Source organism: Phenylobacterium sp. T106 (genome assembly GCF_057219735.1).
Map to the genome: position 1 here is coordinate 817403 of NZ_JBXVWA010000001.1, position 16444 is coordinate 833846.

General features: G+C 71.4%; 18 protein-coding genes. 6 read left to right on the forward strand and 12 right to left on the reverse strand.

The features are described from left to right. Positions 1–48 precede the first annotated feature (48 nt). Complete coding sequence (locus AC2D8W_RS04040) at positions 49–972, reverse strand: aminoglycoside phosphotransferase family protein (protein WP_484670429.1); 924 nt, start codon at positions 970–972, stop codon at positions 49–51. Between the two features lie 154 nt (positions 973–1126). Between AC2D8W_RS04040 and AC2D8W_RS04045 the strand changes: the two genes are divergently transcribed. Beyond that, positions 1127–2011, forward strand: a complete 885-nt coding sequence (locus tag AC2D8W_RS04045) for a TauD/TfdA dioxygenase family protein (protein ID WP_484670430.1) — start codon at positions 1127–1129, stop codon at positions 2009–2011. Between the two features lie 351 nt (positions 2012–2362). Here the strand turns inward: AC2D8W_RS04045 and recA are convergent, their stop codons facing one another. The 3 genes from recA to AC2D8W_RS04060 all read right to left on the reverse strand — a co-directional run bounded on the left by recA (position 2363) and on the right by AC2D8W_RS04060 (position 6037). Then, complete coding sequence (gene recA, locus AC2D8W_RS04050) at positions 2363–3445, reverse strand: recombinase RecA (protein WP_484670431.1); 1083 nt, start codon at positions 3443–3445, stop codon at positions 2363–2365. Positions 3446–3678: 233 nt separating this feature from the next. Next, positions 3679–4695 carry a mechanosensitive ion channel family protein gene (locus AC2D8W_RS04055; RefSeq protein WP_484670432.1) on the reverse strand — a complete coding sequence of 339 codons (1017 nt, stop codon included), beginning with the start codon at positions 4693–4695 and terminating at the stop codon, positions 3679–3681. A 37-nt stretch (positions 4696–4732) separates the two neighbouring features. Next, the gene (locus tag AC2D8W_RS04060; RefSeq protein ID WP_484670433.1) at positions 4733–6037 is read right to left on the reverse strand and encodes an SLC13 family permease; all 1305 of its coding nucleotides are present in this window, start codon (positions 6035–6037) and stop codon (positions 4733–4735) included. Between the two features lie 109 nt (positions 6038–6146). Between AC2D8W_RS04060 and AC2D8W_RS04065 the strand changes: the two genes are divergently transcribed. Beyond that, positions 6147–7007: a hypothetical protein gene (locus tag AC2D8W_RS04065; protein ID WP_484670434.1), complete on the forward strand. Its 861-nt coding sequence runs from the start codon at positions 6147–6149 to the stop codon at positions 7005–7007. Positions 7008–7036: 29 nt separating this feature from the next. On the opposite strand, the gene AC2D8W_RS04070 is transcribed toward AC2D8W_RS04065, so the two are convergent. Further along, positions 7037–7381: a hypothetical protein gene (locus AC2D8W_RS04070; protein WP_484670435.1), complete on the reverse strand. Its 345-nt coding sequence runs from the start codon at positions 7379–7381 to the stop codon at positions 7037–7039. Between the two features lie 8 nt (positions 7382–7389). After that, positions 7390–7683: a hypothetical protein gene (locus AC2D8W_RS04075; protein WP_484670436.1), complete on the reverse strand. Its 294-nt coding sequence runs from the start codon at positions 7681–7683 to the stop codon at positions 7390–7392. 291 nt (positions 7684–7974) lie between these two features. Here AC2D8W_RS04075 and AC2D8W_RS04080 point away from each other — a divergent pair, with 291 nt between their 5' ends. After that, entirely contained in the window at positions 7975–8451 is a 477-nt protein-coding gene (locus AC2D8W_RS04080; protein ID WP_484670437.1) for a MarR family winged helix-turn-helix transcriptional regulator, read from the forward strand. A 6-nt stretch (positions 8452–8457) separates the two neighbouring features. Here the strand turns inward: AC2D8W_RS04080 and AC2D8W_RS04085 are convergent, their stop codons facing one another. Next, entirely contained in the window at positions 8458–8727 is a 270-nt protein-coding gene (locus AC2D8W_RS04085) for a hypothetical protein (RefSeq protein ID WP_484670438.1), read from the reverse strand. A gap of 246 nt (positions 8728–8973) precedes the next feature. On the opposite strand from AC2D8W_RS04085, the gene AC2D8W_RS04090 reads away from it, so the two are divergent. From AC2D8W_RS04090 to AC2D8W_RS04100, 3 genes are read left to right on the forward strand one after another with little or no spacing between them, the layout of a single operon-like run. Continuing rightward, positions 8974–9741, forward strand: a complete 768-nt coding sequence (locus AC2D8W_RS04090) for an arsenate reductase/protein-tyrosine-phosphatase family protein (RefSeq protein WP_484670439.1) — start codon at positions 8974–8976, stop codon at positions 9739–9741. Between the two features lie 20 nt (positions 9742–9761). Beyond that, positions 9762–10163 (forward strand): VOC family protein, encoded by a 402-nt coding sequence (locus AC2D8W_RS04095; RefSeq protein ID WP_484670440.1) that lies wholly within the window; start codon positions 9762–9764, stop codon positions 10161–10163. 14 nt (positions 10164–10177) lie between these two features. Then, the gene (locus AC2D8W_RS04100) at positions 10178–10654 is read left to right on the forward strand and encodes a VOC family protein (protein ID WP_484670441.1); all 477 of its coding nucleotides are present in this window, start codon (positions 10178–10180) and stop codon (positions 10652–10654) included. Here the strand turns inward: AC2D8W_RS04100 and AC2D8W_RS04105 are convergent. The 5 genes from AC2D8W_RS04105 to AC2D8W_RS04125 form a co-directional block, all read right to left on the reverse strand. Beyond that, positions 10651–12621 (reverse strand): PAS domain-containing sensor histidine kinase, encoded by a 1971-nt coding sequence (locus AC2D8W_RS04105; RefSeq protein WP_484670442.1) that lies wholly within the window; start codon positions 12619–12621, stop codon positions 10651–10653. The two genes, AC2D8W_RS04100 and AC2D8W_RS04105, sit on opposite strands and share 4 nt — an antisense overlap. A gap of 33 nt (positions 12622–12654) precedes the next feature. Continuing rightward, positions 12655–13863 (reverse strand): exo-beta-N-acetylmuramidase NamZ family protein, encoded by a 1209-nt coding sequence (locus tag AC2D8W_RS04110; RefSeq protein WP_484670443.1) that lies wholly within the window; start codon positions 13861–13863, stop codon positions 12655–12657. Beyond that, positions 13860–14384 (reverse strand): DOMON-like domain-containing protein, encoded by a 525-nt coding sequence (locus tag AC2D8W_RS04115; protein WP_484670444.1) that lies wholly within the window; start codon positions 14382–14384, stop codon positions 13860–13862. Before AC2D8W_RS04115 ends, AC2D8W_RS04110 begins: the two co-directional genes overlap by 4 nt. Before the next feature lie 49 nt (positions 14385–14433). Next, on the reverse strand, positions 14434–15006 hold the full coding sequence (locus tag AC2D8W_RS04120) for a Pycsar system effector family protein (RefSeq protein ID WP_293481431.1): 573 nt from the start codon (positions 15004–15006) through the stop codon (positions 14434–14436). A gap of 113 nt (positions 15007–15119) precedes the next feature. Next, positions 15120–16355: an acyl-CoA dehydrogenase family protein gene (locus AC2D8W_RS04125; protein WP_484670445.1), complete on the reverse strand. Its 1236-nt coding sequence runs from the start codon at positions 16353–16355 to the stop codon at positions 15120–15122. Positions 16356–16444: the final 89 nt, after the last annotated feature.

A 16444-nucleotide genomic window follows, 5' to 3' on the forward strand; every position in this document is an offset into this window, starting at 1 on the left:
GATTTACGCGAAACCTCGCGGATCGCAAAAGGCGACGCGGGCGCGGCGTCACAAAGCCGCCCAAGGCGCCCCGTCCCGCGGCGCCAGGTCGAGGCTTGCGGCGGCCCAGTCCAGATTTATCGCGGCCAGGCGGCCGAACACCCGGCGGAGCCAGGCGGGCGCGGCGTCGTCGCCCACCGCGCGCAGGGCCATGTCGGCGGCCTGGGCCGCAGCCCAGGCTCCGCCCTCGGGCATCAGGGACGCCGGAGCGGGGCCGCCTTCGAGATGGGCTGTCGGCAGAAGTGTGGCGAGGTCGGTCTCCGAGGCTCCGCGCACGGCGTGGCTCCAGTCCACGAACTTCACCCCGTCCGCCCCGAGCCAGATGTTGTCGCTGCGCATGTCGCCGTGGACGAACGCCGCGCCTGTCCGGACAAGGCCCTGCTCGGCGTCCAGCAGGCGGCCGCCCCAGGCCGCCAGCCAAGCCGGGGAGCAGATCCCGAGCCGAAGGATCGCTTCGGGCGCGGCCGCGATGTCCGCCCATCCGGTGGAGCCCGCCGCGCTCGCGGCCGCAAGCCCGTCGGCCGGCGCACGCGCCAGCCGCCGAAGGGCGTCGACCACGGCCGGGAGATCGCCGGGCCGCCACGCGACGCCCTGATGTCCCGCCGGCCAGCGGCCTTCGAGCGCCTCCAGCACGAGGACGGGGCGGTCCGGATCGTCGTCCAGCCAGGCCAGAACCCGCGGCGCGAGCTCGGGAGGCGCCGCCGACAGGGCCGTGCGCTCGTTTCGAAGCCACGCCGCCGTGGCCGGCGTGGTCGCGCCCTTGACGAACACATGCTGTCCGTCCGCCAGCGTGACGAGGAAGCGGTGAGCGGCCGAAAGGCCCGTGTCGGGCCGGACCTGGCGCGTCCAGGCGCGCCCCATCGCGCCCTCCACGCGCTTGCGCAGGTCCGCGGGAGGCTCCGGCTGGGCGCTGCTGGGGACGTAGTCGGCCATCGTTCCGCAACTCCGCCTCGCACGCTAGCGCATGGCCCCCGCCGCAGGCGACCCTGGGTACAATAGGCTCCCCCGCCGGCTGGACCCCTGGACGGGGGTGCGCCAAGGTGAGGCCAAGAGCGCGCCAGCCGCGCCGACGACCGAGGAAACCGCCATGAACGCCCCCGTCCTGACCAAGCACGTGCCCATCGAGGGCCTCCGTCGCACCGACTATGGCTCGTTCCAGGTCACGCCAGTGTCGCCGCACATCGGAGCCGAGATCCGCGGCGTCGACCTGGCCCGGCCAATGACGCCCCAGCTCCTGGCCGACATCCGCGCCGCCTGGGCCGACTGGTCGGTGCTCGTGTTCCGGGACCAGCGGCTGGACCGCGAGGCGCACAAGGCGTTCGGCCGCCACTTCGGCCGGCTGCACGTGCACCCCATGGCGCATGGCCGTCCGGACCAGGATCCCGAGATCCTGGTCGTCAAGACGACCGCGGCCTCGCCCTACACCGCCGGTGAGGCCTGGCACACGGACGTCAGCTGCGATCCGATCCCGCCGCTGGGCTCGATGCTCTACATCACCGAGACGCCGGCCTGCGGCGGCGGCGACACCCTGTTCGCCAACATGTACATGGCCTTCGAGATGCTTTCGCCGTCGATGCAGGCCTACATGGAGGGCCTGACGGCGGTGCACGACGGGGCGCTGCCCTACGTCGGCAACTACAAGTCCCAGCCGCCCGAGGGCGGGTACCCCCGCACGCGCCACCCGGTGGTCACGCGCCACCCGGACACCGGGCGCAAGGTGCTGTTCGTGAACTCGGGCTTCACCACGCACATCGAGGGCCTGCACCGCTGGGAGAGCCGCGCCCTGCTCGACATGTGCTTCGACCTGCTGAAGCGGGAGCCGAAGCTGCACTGCCGCGTGCGATGGGAGCCCAACACCCTCACCTTCTGGGACAACCGCTGCACCCAGCATCACTCGGTCTGGGACTACTATCCCCACTCGCGCTACGGCGAACGCGTGTCGATCGTTGGGGAAGAGGCTCCGGCGGCCTGAGCTTGGCGGCGTGAGCCCGCCGGCTTGAACTTGGCGGCTGAGCCTGCCCGGCGGAGCCCTCTCGGCTTGAACTCCGGGGCCTCAGCCCCCGGCGCAGACCAGCGCGGGCAGGTGAAGGTCGGGCGACTGGGCGTCGGCGGAGCCGAACGTTCTAACCGCAGAGCGCGGAGGAGGCGCGGGGGACGGCAAGGACTCTGCGCTCTCTGCGTTCGTTTCTGCGGCCTCCGCAGTTCAATCGAGCGCCTGCGACGTCCGCACAGGGGGCCGTCGGCCATATGCGATAGCCCTGCGGCGCAGACCGGACAGGCGGCCGGCCTCCCGCGCGAGGGTGGGAGGCGCGACGCGCGCCGCTTAGAGCGAGCCGTCCTCGTCGTCGGTCTCGCCCTCGGCCGGACCGACCAGGAGCTGCTCCTCGACAGTCTCCTTGGCGCCGCGGACCTGCCGCTCGATCTGCTCGGCGATGTCCGCGTTCTGCTTCAGGAACTCCCGCACGTTGTCGCGGCCCTGGCCGATGCGCTGGCTGTTCCAGGAGAACCAGGATCCCGACTTCTCGATCACGCCGGCCTTCACGCCGAGGTCGATGATCTCGCCCAGCTTGGAGATGCCCTCGCCGTACATGATGTCGAACTCGACCTCGCGGAACGGCGGGGCCACCTTGTTCTTCACCACCTTCACGCGGACGTTGTTGCCGACGATCTCGTCGCGCTGCTTCACCGAGCCGGTGCGGCGGATGTCGAGGCGGACCGAGGCGTAGAACTTGAGGGCGTTGCCGCCGGTCGTGGTCTCGGGCGACCCGTACATCACCCCGATCTTCATGCGGATCTGGTTGATGAAGATGACGAGCGTCTTGGCCTTGGAGATCGACGCGGTCAGCTTGCGCAGCGCCTGGCTCATCAGGCGGGCCTGCAGGCCGGGCAGCTGGTCGCCCATCTCGCCCTCGATCTCGGCCCGCGGCGTCAGCGCGGCCACCGAGTCGACCACGATCACGTCGATAGCCCCCGAGCGCACCAGGGTGTCGGTGATCTCCAGCGCCTGCTCGCCCGCGTCGGGCTGCGAGACCAGGAGCTCGTCGAGGTTGACGCCCAGCTTGTGGGCGTAGGCCGGGTCGAGCGCATGCTCGGCGTCCACGAAGGCGGCGGTGCCGCCGGCCTTCTGCACCTCGGCGACGACGTGGAGTGCAAGCGTCGTCTTGCCCGAGCTCTCCGGCCCGTAGATCTCGACGATCCGCCCCTTGGGCAGGCCGCCGATGCCGAGGGCGAGGTCGAGGCCGAGCGAGCCCGTCGAGACGGCCTCCACCTCCATGGTCGTCTTGTCGCCCAGCCGCATGACCGAGCCCTTGCCGAAGGCTCTGTCGATCTGCGCGAGCGCCGCTTCGAGGGCGCGCGCCTTTTCCGAATCTTCCTTGCCCACGAGCCTCAACGCCGACTGAGTCATTTCCGAACCCTCTCTATCGCAGATTCCCGCCGAACCGGTCGGGAGAACGCGTCGCCGCGTCGAGGACTCAAGCTGTACCGCCTTCACCGGATGTTCGCAAGACGTTCCGCGAACACGGCCGCGGCAGGAGCCGGCCTCGTCGTCGACCCGGTGCGACGCCCGCCCGGGTTGATGATCCTGTTCTGAGGATCAGCTACGTCAAAAGCGGTCGTAGATGACCGCCGCCCGCGCGATCAGCGCGTGTCGCGGCCGGGGACGGCCCCGTCGGCCGGCTCGGGCCCGGGAAGCGGCCGGGCGAGGTCTTCCGCCGCGTCGTTGGTGCTAGGGCTTCCCGTCGCCGCGGGCTGGTCCGCCTGCGGATGGTCGAGCCGGAGCGCATCGAGCGCCCGCTCGCCCTCCTGGCCGAAGAAGCTCCGCAGCCGCACGTCCATCTGGGGAAACGGGACCTCCACGCCCGCGCGGTCCAGCGCCTCGGCGATCGCCCAGGTGTAGGCGGCCTGCATGGCGGCGGGCCGCTTGACGGCGTCGAGGGTCGGCCAGACGAGCAGTTCGAACTCGAGCCCGGAGTCACCCAGGCCGACCAGCCACACCTGGCTGCGCTCGGTTTCGGTCTCCGGCAGGGTGAAGGGCACGCTGCGCGCCGCCTCGAGCACCACGCTGCGGACCTTCTCGCGATCGCTGCCGTAGGCGACCCTGAACGGTATGTGGATGCGCCGCCCCCGCCCGTGGAGCGTCCAGTTCACCACCGGCCCCTCGATGAACTTCGAGTTCGGGATGATGAGGTCGATGTTGTCGTTGGTGCGCACGTGCACGGCGCGAGGGCCGATCGTCTGGACGAGGCCGCGCCGTCCGTCCGCGAGCTCGACGTAGTCGCCCACGTTGAGGACCCTGTCGAAGATCAGCACCAGGCCGGAGACGAACTCCTTCACGATGCCCTGCAGCCCCAGGCCGACGCCCACGCCGACGGCGCCGGCGAACACCGCGAGGGAGGAGAGGTTGAGGCCCACCGTCGACAGTCCGGCGATGACCGCGAAGATCGCCAGGCCGTAGGTGACCAGCTTCTGGACGATGTAGAGCGCATCGGCGCCGTAGCGGACGCGGCCCCGGAGCCGGCCGATCCCGGCGCCCGCGAGCCGCGCCAGCAGCAGGCCCGCCACGATCATGCCCGCGCCGGCCACCAGTCCGCCCAGCGTGACGGGCGTGCGGCCTATGGCGAAGAGGACCAGGCCGCGCAGCTCATCGAGTTCCATGGGCCGCGAACGCCGCCTGCGGCGCAGCCGTTCCGGCTCAGAAGGGGAAGAAGTAGGGGATCGCCGCCACGCCGGCCGCCCAGGTGAGCACGTTGAGGGGCAGTCCGATCTTCAGGAAGTCGACGTAGGCGTAGCGGCCGAGCTGGTAGACGAGCACGTTCGTCTGGTAGCCGAAGGGGGTCGCAAAGGCCGCGCTGGCGGCCATCATCACCGCCACCAGGAACGGCCGCGGGCTGACGCCCAGGCTTTCGGCCAGCGCGATCGCGACCGGCGTCAGCAGAACCGCCACCGCGGCGTTGGACAGGATCTCGGTGAGGAACAGCGTGGCGCCGTAGATCAGGGCCAGGGCGGCGAGCGGCCCCAGCGCGCGCGTGCCCGACGCCAGGGTCTCGGTGGCGGCGGCCGCGAGCCCGGTGACCTCGAGCGAGAGGCCCACGACGACCATCCCCGCGATCAGCAGGAGGATCTCCGGGCGCAGGCCCTGGTAGGCTTCCTCGGGGGTGATGACCCGCATGGCCACGAGCAGGACCGCCCCCGCGAACGCCGCGGCGGCGATCGGCGCGAGGCCCAGGGCGGCCGCGGCCACGACGCCCACGAACACCAGCAGCGACGCCGCCGCCCGTCCCACCCGCAAGGGCGCGTCGGCCGGGTACATCCGGGGATCGTCGCGCGGATCGTTCAGCTCGGCGTCGGCGGGGCCCAGCGCCGGGCTCTCGCCCTCTCCGGTCCGCCCCGCCGAAAGCAGCCGTCCGGAGAACAGGAACAGGTAGACCGCGCCCACCAGCGCGATGACCAGCGCCACCGGCGTCATCTCGAATACGCCGAAGCCCGGTTGCCCGCCGCTGCGGGCCATGTCGTTGACCAGCAGGTTCGTGGAGGTGCCGATCAGGGTGCACGCGCCGCCGAGGATGGTGACGTAGGACAGCGGGATCAGGAACCGCTTGGCCGAAAGGCCCATCTGCTCGGCGATGTCCTTCACCACCGGTGCGCCCAGGACCACGATCGGGGTGTTGTTGAGGAACGCCGAGGCCACGCCGGACAGGGCGATCATGAGCCAGAGGCCGGCGGCCCCGAGCCGGCTGCACCCGCGCACCCCGGCGCGGATCAGCACCCCCAGCAGGCCCGACAGCTCCATGGCGCGGCAGATCACGAAGAGCGACGCGAGCGCGATGATCGCCGGGCTGGCGAAGGCCGCCTGCACCTCCACCGGCCGCAGCGCGCCCGACCCGAGCAGCACGGCGGCGCCGCTCAGGGCGACGACCTCGGAACGGAAACGGCCGGAAATCAGCGCCGCGACCACCGCCAGGAGCACAGCCAGCGACACGACTTGCGGCGTGGTCATCCGACGCCATCCCGCCACGCGACGCCGCGTGGCCCGGACGATGGCGATCGCCTCGACTTCCGGGAACTGAGGGCCTGCGCCACCCCACCGTCTCTGCTAATATCTCGCGATGCGAGACAATAGAGCGAGGCCGCCCGGCCGCAAGCTGAGCCTCGTGGCCCCCGTGGTCATCGCCGCTCTGGTGGCCGTCGTCCTGGCGCTGGCCTGGTTCGCCAGCCGCCCGGCGGACGCCCCCGCCGCGCCCCCGCCGCAGGTCACGCCGCCGGCGCCGGAACCGACGGCTGTCGCCGAACCGGCGTTGCTCACACGCGCGGACCTGATCGCCGCGGCGGAGACCGCCGCCCGCTCCGAGGCCTCGGAACAGGATCGTCGCCCCGAGCCGGCGTTGCTTGAAGGACGCGCGTTCCGGGTGGCGATCCCGTTCGGCTGCGACGGGCCGCAAGGCGGGGCCGGGCCGGCCCAGGCCGGCTACGCGCTGGACGCCGAGACCCGCACCCTGCGCATCACGGCGCGCCCGATCGACTGGACGACGCTGCCGCTCGTCCGCGAGGCGGCGGACGCCTCCCGGATCGAGGCCGTGGAGGGGTTCTGGATCCCCAGGCCCTGGCGCGCGTCGGACTCCTGCCCGCCTCGGCGCGATCGCCCTGCCCTGGCGACGCCGACCCCGCCTGCGCCCCAGACCGTGGGCCTCGCGCACGTCTTCGAGACGGGCAGTTCACGCCTCGAACGGCGAAGCGACCGGCCCTACCAGACCACCCGGAAGCTGGGCCCCGACGCGCCGCTGCCCCTCGCCACGCCCTTCCAGCTCGTCCTGGAGGGCCGGGTCGCGGCCTGGCCGGACGGGAAGCCGGTGCGCTGCTGGAGCGAGTCGGCCGACCACCGCCCGATCTGTCTCGTCGCCGTCGACCTGCAGAAGGTGACGCTCCTCGACCCCGTCAGCGGCGAGTCCCTCGCCGAGTGGGGCCCCTGATGGCGCATCCCGCCGCGATCACAGCGCGCTCAGGCGGCCGCCAGGTCCGGTCCCTCCGCCGGGAAGCGGACGACCGGCAGGCCCGATTCGCCCGCGGCCTGGCCCTCGGGCTGCAGAGCCGGGGTGTAGCAGGGGACGCCCCATAGCCGCTGCAGTTCGCCAGCCAGCTCCTCGTTCGTCCGCCGGCCGGCATTGGGCCCCACCAGAAGCGCGGCCGCCGGCGCGGCCTGCATCGCCAGGGTGAGCGCCAGGGACGCCGTGGGCGCGGGGCCCACCACCACGCGGCCGGCCCGGTGCAGGCGATCCATCCAGCGCACCGCGCGCGCCTCGTCGGCGCACACGAGCAGCACCGGTCCTGAGAGGTCGTCGTTCATGTCGTCTCCTATGGGTTCAGGCCCGACTGTCGCACCCGCGCCCGCAACTCGCCGGACTCGCCGAGCACCTCGAGGGTGACGTCGAACCCGACCGCGGCGTAGGCGCGGGCAAGACGGCGCGCGTGCCGTTCGGCGGACCCGCCGCTGGGGAAGCAGGCGGGCTCGAGGTCCTCGGCCTCGACCCGCCACGGTCCGTCATCGCTGCGCACGCGGACCCGACGCTCAAAGTAGAAGCCGCCGGGCGCCCAGGCGCGCGGGAGCTCCGGATACGTCGGGTCGAACGCCATGCTGTGGGCGGCCACGTGGTCCCTCATTCTCTGCAAAGCCCGCTCCTGGCGGGCGGTCGAGCGGCGGGCCAAGGCCTGAACACCCCGTCCGCCGCTCTCCACCGGGGAGCCGCGGCTCTGCGGCCGACGACCCACATGTATCGTATCGCGATACGTCTTTGCGGCGCAAATCACAGCCGCGGGAGGCGCTGCGACGTGCGCCCCGGGCGCGCGCGCTCGCCCCTGGCCAGGGATGGGCAAATCGCTGATGCTCCAGCCTACGTCCTTCCCCGACGAGCCGACCGCGCCCGGCTCAAGAGGCTGCGCTTGGAACAGACGCCGATCCGACGCCGCAAGCTCGTGCAGGCCGACTACGCGGCCCTCGGGGCGTTCCGCCACGCCCTCCGGCGGTTCCTGGCGTTCAGCAGCGCCGAGGCGGCGGCGCAGGGCCTGACGCCCCAGCAGCACCAGGCGCTGCTGGCGATCAAGGCGCATGAGGGCCCCGAGCCCGTCAGCGTCGGCGAGCTCGCGCGGGCTCTGCTCATCCGCAACCACAGCGCCGTGGGGCTGGTCGACCGACTCTCGGCGCGGGGCCTGGTCACCCGCGGCCACTCCATCCGGGACCGGCGGCGCGTCGTGCTTCACCTGACCCCCGCGGGCGCCAAGGTGCTCGAAGCGATCTCGCGCCGGAATCTGGCGAAGCTGAAGGCGAGCCTGCCGGTCTTCACGGATCTGCTCCACGCCCTGGAGCAACTGGAACTCCCGGCGCCGGAGCAGCGATCCCAGATCGTGGACACCGTCTGACCGCCTCTAGCCGAGAAACGCCCGCTCGTCCGCCGACGGCGGACGGGGCCGCACGACCAGGCGCAGGCAGCTGCCGGCGTCGAAGGCGAGACCCGGATCGAACATCCGGTAGACCACCTCCCACAGGTGGTCTCCGGGGCCCACGCCCTGGGGTGGAACCACCACGTCCCCCACCTGTGGGAGCTGACCGGCGAAGTCGGCGAGGTTGAAGTCGAGCGAAGGCGAGGTCTCCGCCTCCGCCTGTCCCTGGATGTGGACACGGATCACGCTGGCCACTCGATGGCTCCTGTACTGGACGACGGTTCGGGGCCCGAGACTCAAGTCGGCAACGCCGGGCGGCGGGCTGCCCGGACTCCTCTGGAATGCGCCGCGCGCTTGGACATGCCGTCTCCTCCACGCCTGTCGGGCCGGTCAGGGACACAACTCCGCAAGCGCCGGATCGATCGCATCACGATCCGTTGCACGTCGCCAATTCGCATCAATCAGGATTGATTTATCAATCTGGCTTGATCTAAATGACGCATGGCTCCGCGTCAGTCCCTCGAGATGTCACCGCCTCCGTTCCTCCAGTTGGCGGCCCACCCCCTGCGCTGGCGGCTGCTCGAGGAACTCGGTCGAGGAGATCGCACCGTTCAGGAGCTGACGGAGCGGGTCGGCGAGCCGCAGAACCTGGTGTCGTACCACCTGGGCAAGCTGCGCGCGGGCGAGCTGGTGTCGGCGCGGCGCAGCGCCGCGGACGGTCGCGACATGTACTATCGCCTGCACCTCGACCGCGTGGGCGGACAGCTCTCCACCGCCGGCGCGGCGCTGCATCCCGGGCTGCGCCTTGCGCCTCGGGCTCCGGCCGACGGTTACGCGCGCTCGGGGCGCGTGCTGTTCCTGTGCACCGGCAACAGCGCCCGATCCCAGATGGCGGAAGCGTTGCTTCGCGTCCGCTCGGACGGGCGCATCGAGGCCGAGAGCGCGGGCAGCCAGCCGCGACCGCTGCATCCCAACGCCGTCAGGGTCATGCGCGAGGACTTCGGGATCGACATCAGCGGCCAGGCTTCGAAGCCGATCGCCGACGTGGCCGGACGGCGCTTCGACTCCGTGATCAGCCTCTGCGACCGGGTCCGGGAGGCCTGCGCCCAGCTCCCGGGGCGGCCGGAGACCCAGCACTGGAGCCTGCCGAACCCCGCCACGGGCGGGGCCGACGCGGCCACCTACCCTCTCTTCCGCCACGTCGCGGACGAACTCTCCAACCGCATCACCTTCCTCCTGGCCGCGTTCGCCGAGCCCGCCGCCGCCTAGCCTTCAACCGGAGACCCGAGATGGCCGAGCCCTTCGACATCGTGAATGTCCGCTACATGGTGGATGACGTGCAGGCGGCCGCCGAGTGGTACGCGAAGCACTTCGGCTTCTCCGTGACGATGGCGACGCCGGCGTTCGGGTCGGTCTCACGCGGCGCCCTGCGGCTGCTGCTGAGCGGCAAAGCGAGTTCCGCGGGCCGCCCGATGCCGGACGGCCGGGTCCCCGAGCCGGGGGGCTGGAACCGCTTCCAGTACATCACCGACGACATCGCCGCCGACGCCGAGCGGCTGCGCGCGGCCGGCGTGACGTTCCGCAACGAAGTCCTCTCGGGGCCCGGAGGATCGCAGGTCCTCGTCGAGGACCCGTCGGGCAACGTGGTGGAGCTGTTCCAGCCCGCCGCCGAGTGGCAACCGACGCGCTGAAGGGGGGACTGGCGATGATCAAGCCGATCGCACTCGCAGCGGCCCTCTTGCTCGCCGCGCCCTGCGCGCAGGCGCAGACGTCCCCCACGGCGAACCTCCAGCAGGTCAGGGTTCGCTACATCGTCGTCGACGTCGCCCGCACGGTCGCCTTCTATAGGGACAAGCTCGGCTTCCGGCTCGACATGCAGGCCGGCCCCTACTTCGCGGCGCTGTCGAAGGGCGGCGTGCAGCTGCTGATCAGCCCCGCGACCGGGCCGGGCGGCGCTTCGCAACCGATGCCGAACGGGGACAAGCCTGCCCCGGGCGGCTGGAACCGGCTGGTGCTCTACATCCCGGACCTCGAGGCCGAGGTCGCGCGGCTGCGGAAGGACGGCGTGCGCTTCCGCAACGACATCGTCGTCGGGGCGGGCGGCAACGAGATCCTGCTGGACGATCCCTCGGGCAATGTCGTGGAGCTTTTCCAGCCGACGATCAGCGTCGCGACGCCCTAGGCGGTCCACGCCCCCGTCACTACGGCGGGCAGGCTTGCATCCAGCGTGCAGACGAGACCCTGCGCGGCGTAGTCCAGCGTCACCCGTCCCTGCAGCTCGGCTGAAAGGCCCCGCTCGATGAGCCGGGTCCCGAAGCCGCGGCGTGTCGGAGGCCTGACCGGCGGGCCGCCCGATTCGCGCCAGGTCAGCGCCAGCCGCCGCGTGTCGCCGGCGCCGTCGACCGTCCACTCGACCGCCACCTTGCCCCCGGGCGCGGAGAGCGCGCCGTACTTGGCGGCGTTCGTGGTCAGTTCGTGGAAGGCCAGCGCCATGGCGATGGCCGTCTTGGGCGGAAGGAAGACCGGCGGGCCGGCCACGCTGAAGGGGCTGGAGCCGGAAAGGCTCACGTAAGGCGCGGCCGCCTGAAGGACCAGGTCGCGCAGGTCGGCGCCTGACCAGCGCTCGTCCGTCAGCACGTCGTGCGCGCTGGCCAGGGCCATGAGGCGCGACGTCAGCGTCTCGCGCACGTCGTCCGGGATATCGCCGCGGCGGAGCGTCTGGGCGGTCATGGCCTGGACGGTGGCGAGCGAGTTCTTCACCCGGTGATTCAGCTCGTTGACCATCAGCCGCAGGTGCTGCTCGGCCGCCTTGCGCGCCGTCACGTCCGTGGCGGCCCCGAACCACTCGGTGATGGCGCCCTGTGCGTCCAGGATCGGGACGGCGCGCGAATGGACCCAGCCGGCGCTGCCATCGACCCGTCGCACGCGGTGCTCGAGCTGGAACACCGACCTCGCCGCGACGGCCGCGCTGACCGCGGCGTTCACGAGCGCGCGGTCTTCGGGGAACAGGTAGGTTCCGGGCCAGTCGACGCTTGGGCTGTCGGTGTCCACCAGGAAGCCGCGCCCATCGAGCTGCAGCAGTTCGCGCCAGTCCGGGCTCATCCGGAAGACCATGTCCGAGGTCGAGGTGACCAGGGCGCGCAGCCGCGCCTCGCTCGTGCGGACGTGCTCCTCGGCCTCCTCGCGCTGGGCGCGGGTCCACGCCCGCTCGGCCACCTCTCGGATCAGCTCCATCTCGTCCGGCCGCCAGCGACGCGCCGCCAGGGTGTGGACGCACAGCGCCATGCGCCAAGCGCCGCCGCGGAAGAGCGGGATCGCGAGAACGCCGCGCATCAGCGTCCTCCCGAAGGCCGGCTCCGCGCCGTCGCGCGCCTGCGCGCTGGGCGCCGCGTCCTCGACCGCCACGGTCCGGCCGAGCTGCATCTCGGCGATCAGGGACGGTCCGAAGTCGCTGAGGCGATGCCGCCCGGCCAGCCCGGCCACGCCCGGGCGGGCATACTCGTGCCGCACCTCGAAGGCGTCGGCCTCGGCCTCCACCTCGGCCCAGTGCACCCGGTCCGCGTCGAGATGGTTGCAGAGCGCGCCCGCGCTGGCGGCCAGGATGTCTTCGGCGGACTCCAGCTCGTCCAGCGCTTCGTCGAGCTCGAACAGGAAGGCCTGGCGCCGCTCGCCCCGCACCCGCTCGGTCGTCTCCATGCAGGCGCAGAACATGCCGGCCGTCTCGCCGCGCTCGTCGCGGACCGGGGAGTAGCTGAAGGTGAACCACGTCTGTTCGTCGTACCCCTGGCGGTTCATCAGCAGCGGCAGGTCGGCGCGGAAGCTGGCGCGGCCGTCCATGGCCGCCTCGATCAACGGCCAGATGTCGGGCCAGATCTCGGCCCAGATGTCATGGAACCGGGCCCCGAGCGCCGCCGGATGCTTCTTGCCGAGGATTTCCGCGTAGGCGTCGTTGTAGAGGAACCCGAGCTCGGGTCCCCACGCGACGAACATCGGGAACTTCGAACCGAGGAGCAGGCCTACGACGGAGCGCAGCGACTGCGGCCAGGTGTCCGGCGGGCCCAGCGGCGATGCGGACCAGTCGCGCTCGCGCATGAGGCTGCCGACGTCGCTCTCGCCGTCGAGCCAGGGGTGAGCGGCAGGTACTGACATGCCGACCGCCACATCGCCCTCCCCGCGTTGTCGTCAGCCATAAAGCGCAAACGCGGCCCGTTCGTTGCGCCAGGCGTCCTCGTCAGGGCGCGCAAGGACGTCCAGGTCGCCGGGCGCCGCCTGCGGATCGTCCACCCACTCGCGCAGCAGCGGGCCGCCGTTGATCACATCGATGGGCAGCTTCCCCAGCTCGTACTCGTAGGGGAAATCGCGCCAGAGGTCGTAGTCGGGCCGGATGCGGCGGATCGCCTTGAACGCCAGCGCCTGAAGGCGCCAGGGCTTGAAGGCGGCATGGTCATAGCTGCGCGGGTCCTCGGTGTGGATCATGACGCCGCTGCAGAGCTTGCCCACATGCTTGTGGAAGGTCGGCTCGAACAAGAAGTCTCGCAGCGTGCAGCCGCCAAGCCAGTCCGGCGCGAGGGCCCGCATCTCGGCGATCACGGCCCGGGCGTCGATGTCGGGCGCGCCGAAGCCCTCGAGCGGCCGGGTCGTCCCGCGGCCCTCCGAAAGCGTCGTGCCCTCCAGCATCACCGTGCCGGCGTAGGCGCGGGCCATCCACAGGTTCGGGGCGTTCGGGCTCGGATTGACCCAGGTGCGCTCGCCCAGCGGCCAGCCGTAGCCGGGCGCCGCCCCGGGGTCGTACCCCTCCATGGCGATGACGCGGTACTCCACGTCCAGCCCCTTGAGCTTGATGAACCACAGGCCCAGCTCGCCGAGGGTGAGCCCGTGGCGCATCGGCATGGGACCGGCCCCGACGAAGCTCTCCCAGCCCGGCCGGAGCGTCAGCCCCTCGACGGGACGGCCGGCCGGGTTCGGCCGGTCCAGCACCCACACCGCCTTCCCGTGCCGGGCGGCCGCCTCCAGGACATAGAGCAGGGTCGTGATGAACGTGTAGATCCGGCAGCCCAGGTCCTGCAGGTCGACCAGCAGGACGTCGAACGTCTCCATGGACGCATCGGTGGGCCGGCGGACCTCCCCGTACAGGCTGAAGATCGGAATGCCATGGACCGGATCGTTGAAGTCCGGGCTCTCGACCATGTTGTCCTGTTTGTCGCCGCGCAGGCCGTGCTGGGGACCGAAGGCCGAGGTGAGCCGGACGTCGCCCGTCGCCGCGAGCGCATCGAGGGCGTGCGTCAGGTCCGCTGTGACCGAGGCCGGATGGGCCAGCAGGGCCACCCGCCGGCCGGCCAGCGGCTTGCGCAGCTCAGGGTCCGCCAGCAGGCGGTCGATGCCGAATCTCATGCGCCCGACGGTGCGGGAAGTTCGATCGCGAATCCATCGGCGTGGTGGAAGTCGGGGCGGCCGGACGGATGGCGCAGGGCCCAGTAGGAGAGCCGCCCGCCCGCCTCCTCGATCACGGCCGCCAGGCCCAGCCGCTCCGCCTCGGCCGGGAGCTCGATGACGGCGCTCAGCTCGAGCGCCCGCGGCCGGCGCAGCACCTGGATCCGCGGCGGGCCGGCGTCGGCCGGCCGCATGCCCGCGCGGTAGCCGTCGAAGGCGTAGGCCGCCCACCGCGCCGACGGCGACAGGTTCCACTCGAGGTAGCCGGCGGGGTGCGAGACGAAGGCCTCGAGGCAGGTGTGACGCCAGAGTTCATCCACCCGCGCCGGCGCCGCGGGCGCGGGGATCGCCAGTTCCGAGAGATCGCCGCGCACCGTGTACCGGACCGCGAGCGCGCCGCGGCCCGCGGGTGTCGTCTCGACCGTGATCGCTTCCACGGCGGCGCAGGGGAAGTCGGGGTGAGGCGTCAGTTCGCAGCGCATGCGGCGATCCTAGAGCATCGCGCCGGCCGATGCCGCGGCTGACGGCGGCTCAGCCCGGAACGGCGCCTGCCCCGGCGCCGAAGAGCCTGAACAGGAACGGCGCCAGGAAGGCCAGGACGCTGAGCACGAGACCGACGAGCAGCACACGATAGGCGTAGCCCAGGAGCCGGTACTTCTTGCGGGCGAGCACCGTGCCGTTCTGGTAGATGTCGCGCGCCATCGCCTCGTAGGCGGTCCGCGTGTCGCCGCAGACCTCGAGCAGCATCTCGACGTAGCGGTCCTCCACCTCCTGGGTGAACGACCCGAAGAACAGGATGTTGGCCGGCCCGTTCGGCCGCGGCGGCGCCTTCACCGCCGGCAGGACCGCCAGGATCGTGATGAAGGCGGCGATGAAGGCCGTGCTGCCCAGGATCAGGACGGCAGGCGGCGTTGCGGTTCCCCGGGCCTGGCCGATGGAGATGGTGAAGATGACGAAGGTGATGCCGAGCAGCATGCTGGCCTTCTGATCGGCCATCTGGGACAGCTGGTACTGGACCGTCTGCGTCGTGCGCAGCAGATGGATCGCGTCGTTCGAGAACGCTTTCCGCTGCTCCTGACCGGGCGCCAGTTCGGTATCACGCATCCAAAGCCGCCCCCCAGCGGCGCATCAATGTGCCCAGCGCCGGCCCGGCGGTCAAACGCGCCGGCGTCCGCCGCGCGACCCGACTGGGCTCGCGGCGGACGCAGGGCGGGTCGTCAGAGCAGGTCGCCGCCGCAGGCGCCCGCGGTGGTGCCCGTGTTCTGGAACGCCTTGATCACGTTGCGGCCCACGGTCCAGCGGTGGACCTCGTCCGGCCCGTCGACCAGGCGCTGCGAGCGGATGTGCGTGTACCAGGCGGCCAGCGGCGTATCGCGGCTGTAGCCGAGGGCGCCGTGCAGCTGGATCGCCGTGTCGACCACATGGTGCACCATGTGCGCCAGGTAGACCTTCGCGATCGAGTTCTCCTGGCGCATGTCCATGCCCTTCTCGGCCTTGTAGGCGATGTGCAGGAGCATGAGGCGGGCGATGTAGAGCTGGCTCGCGCACTCGGCCATCATGAACTGGACCGCCTGGCGCTTGTGCAGCGGCCCGCCGAAGGTCTCGCGGCTGGTGATGTGCGCGGCGGCCAGGTCCAGCGCCCGCTGGGCCATGGCGACGTTGTGCATGCCGTGCCGCAGCCGGCCGTAGGCCAGGCGGTGCTGGCCCATGTTGAACCCGTTGCCCACGCCGCCCACGATGTTCTCGGCCGGGACCACCAGGTCCTTGATCTCGATCTCGGAGTGGCCGCCGCCCATGATGTGGCTGAGCGGGCCTTCCATGGCCATGGTCGGGATATCGCGCTTGATGCGGTAGCCGGGGTTCGGCAGCTCGACGATGAAGGTCGAGAACTGCTGGTGGCGGGGGCCTTCGGTGTCGGTCCGCGCCATGACCAGGGCCAGGTCTGCGGCGCTGGCGGCCGAGGAGAACCACTTCTCGCCGTTCAGGACGTAGTTCTCGTTGCCGTCCGGCACGGCGGTGGTGCGCATGCCGGTGGCGTCGGCGCCGGCGGCCTTCTCGGTCATCGAGTAGCAGACGCGCTTCTCGCCGTTCAGCAGCGGCTTGAGGAACTTCTCCTTCTGGTACTCGGTCCCGTGCGCGATGAGCGTCAGGATCGTGGCGTCGTCCGGGCCCTGCGAGTTCATCGACAGAGCGCCGAGGTAGCTCTCGCCCAGCTCCATCTGCACCAGCGCGTTCGCCAGCGGGCCCAGCCCCATGCCGCCGTATTCCTTGGGCACGAAGGGCATCCAGAGACCCTGGGCGCGGGCCTTGGTCCGCAGCTCCTGCAGGACCGTCTCGAAACTCGCCTTGTCCTTCACCCGCTCCTGCGCCGGGATGCACTCGTCGTGCACCCACTGACGGACCTTCTCGCGGATCGCCTTGGCCTCGGCGGGGATTTCGAAGTCGATCGACATGGCGCGCCTTCCCTACTGGTTCTTCGAACGCACCGTGCGGCCCCTCCGTGGCGGCAGGCAAGGGCTTCCTTCCCTTCCCGTGCACGGGA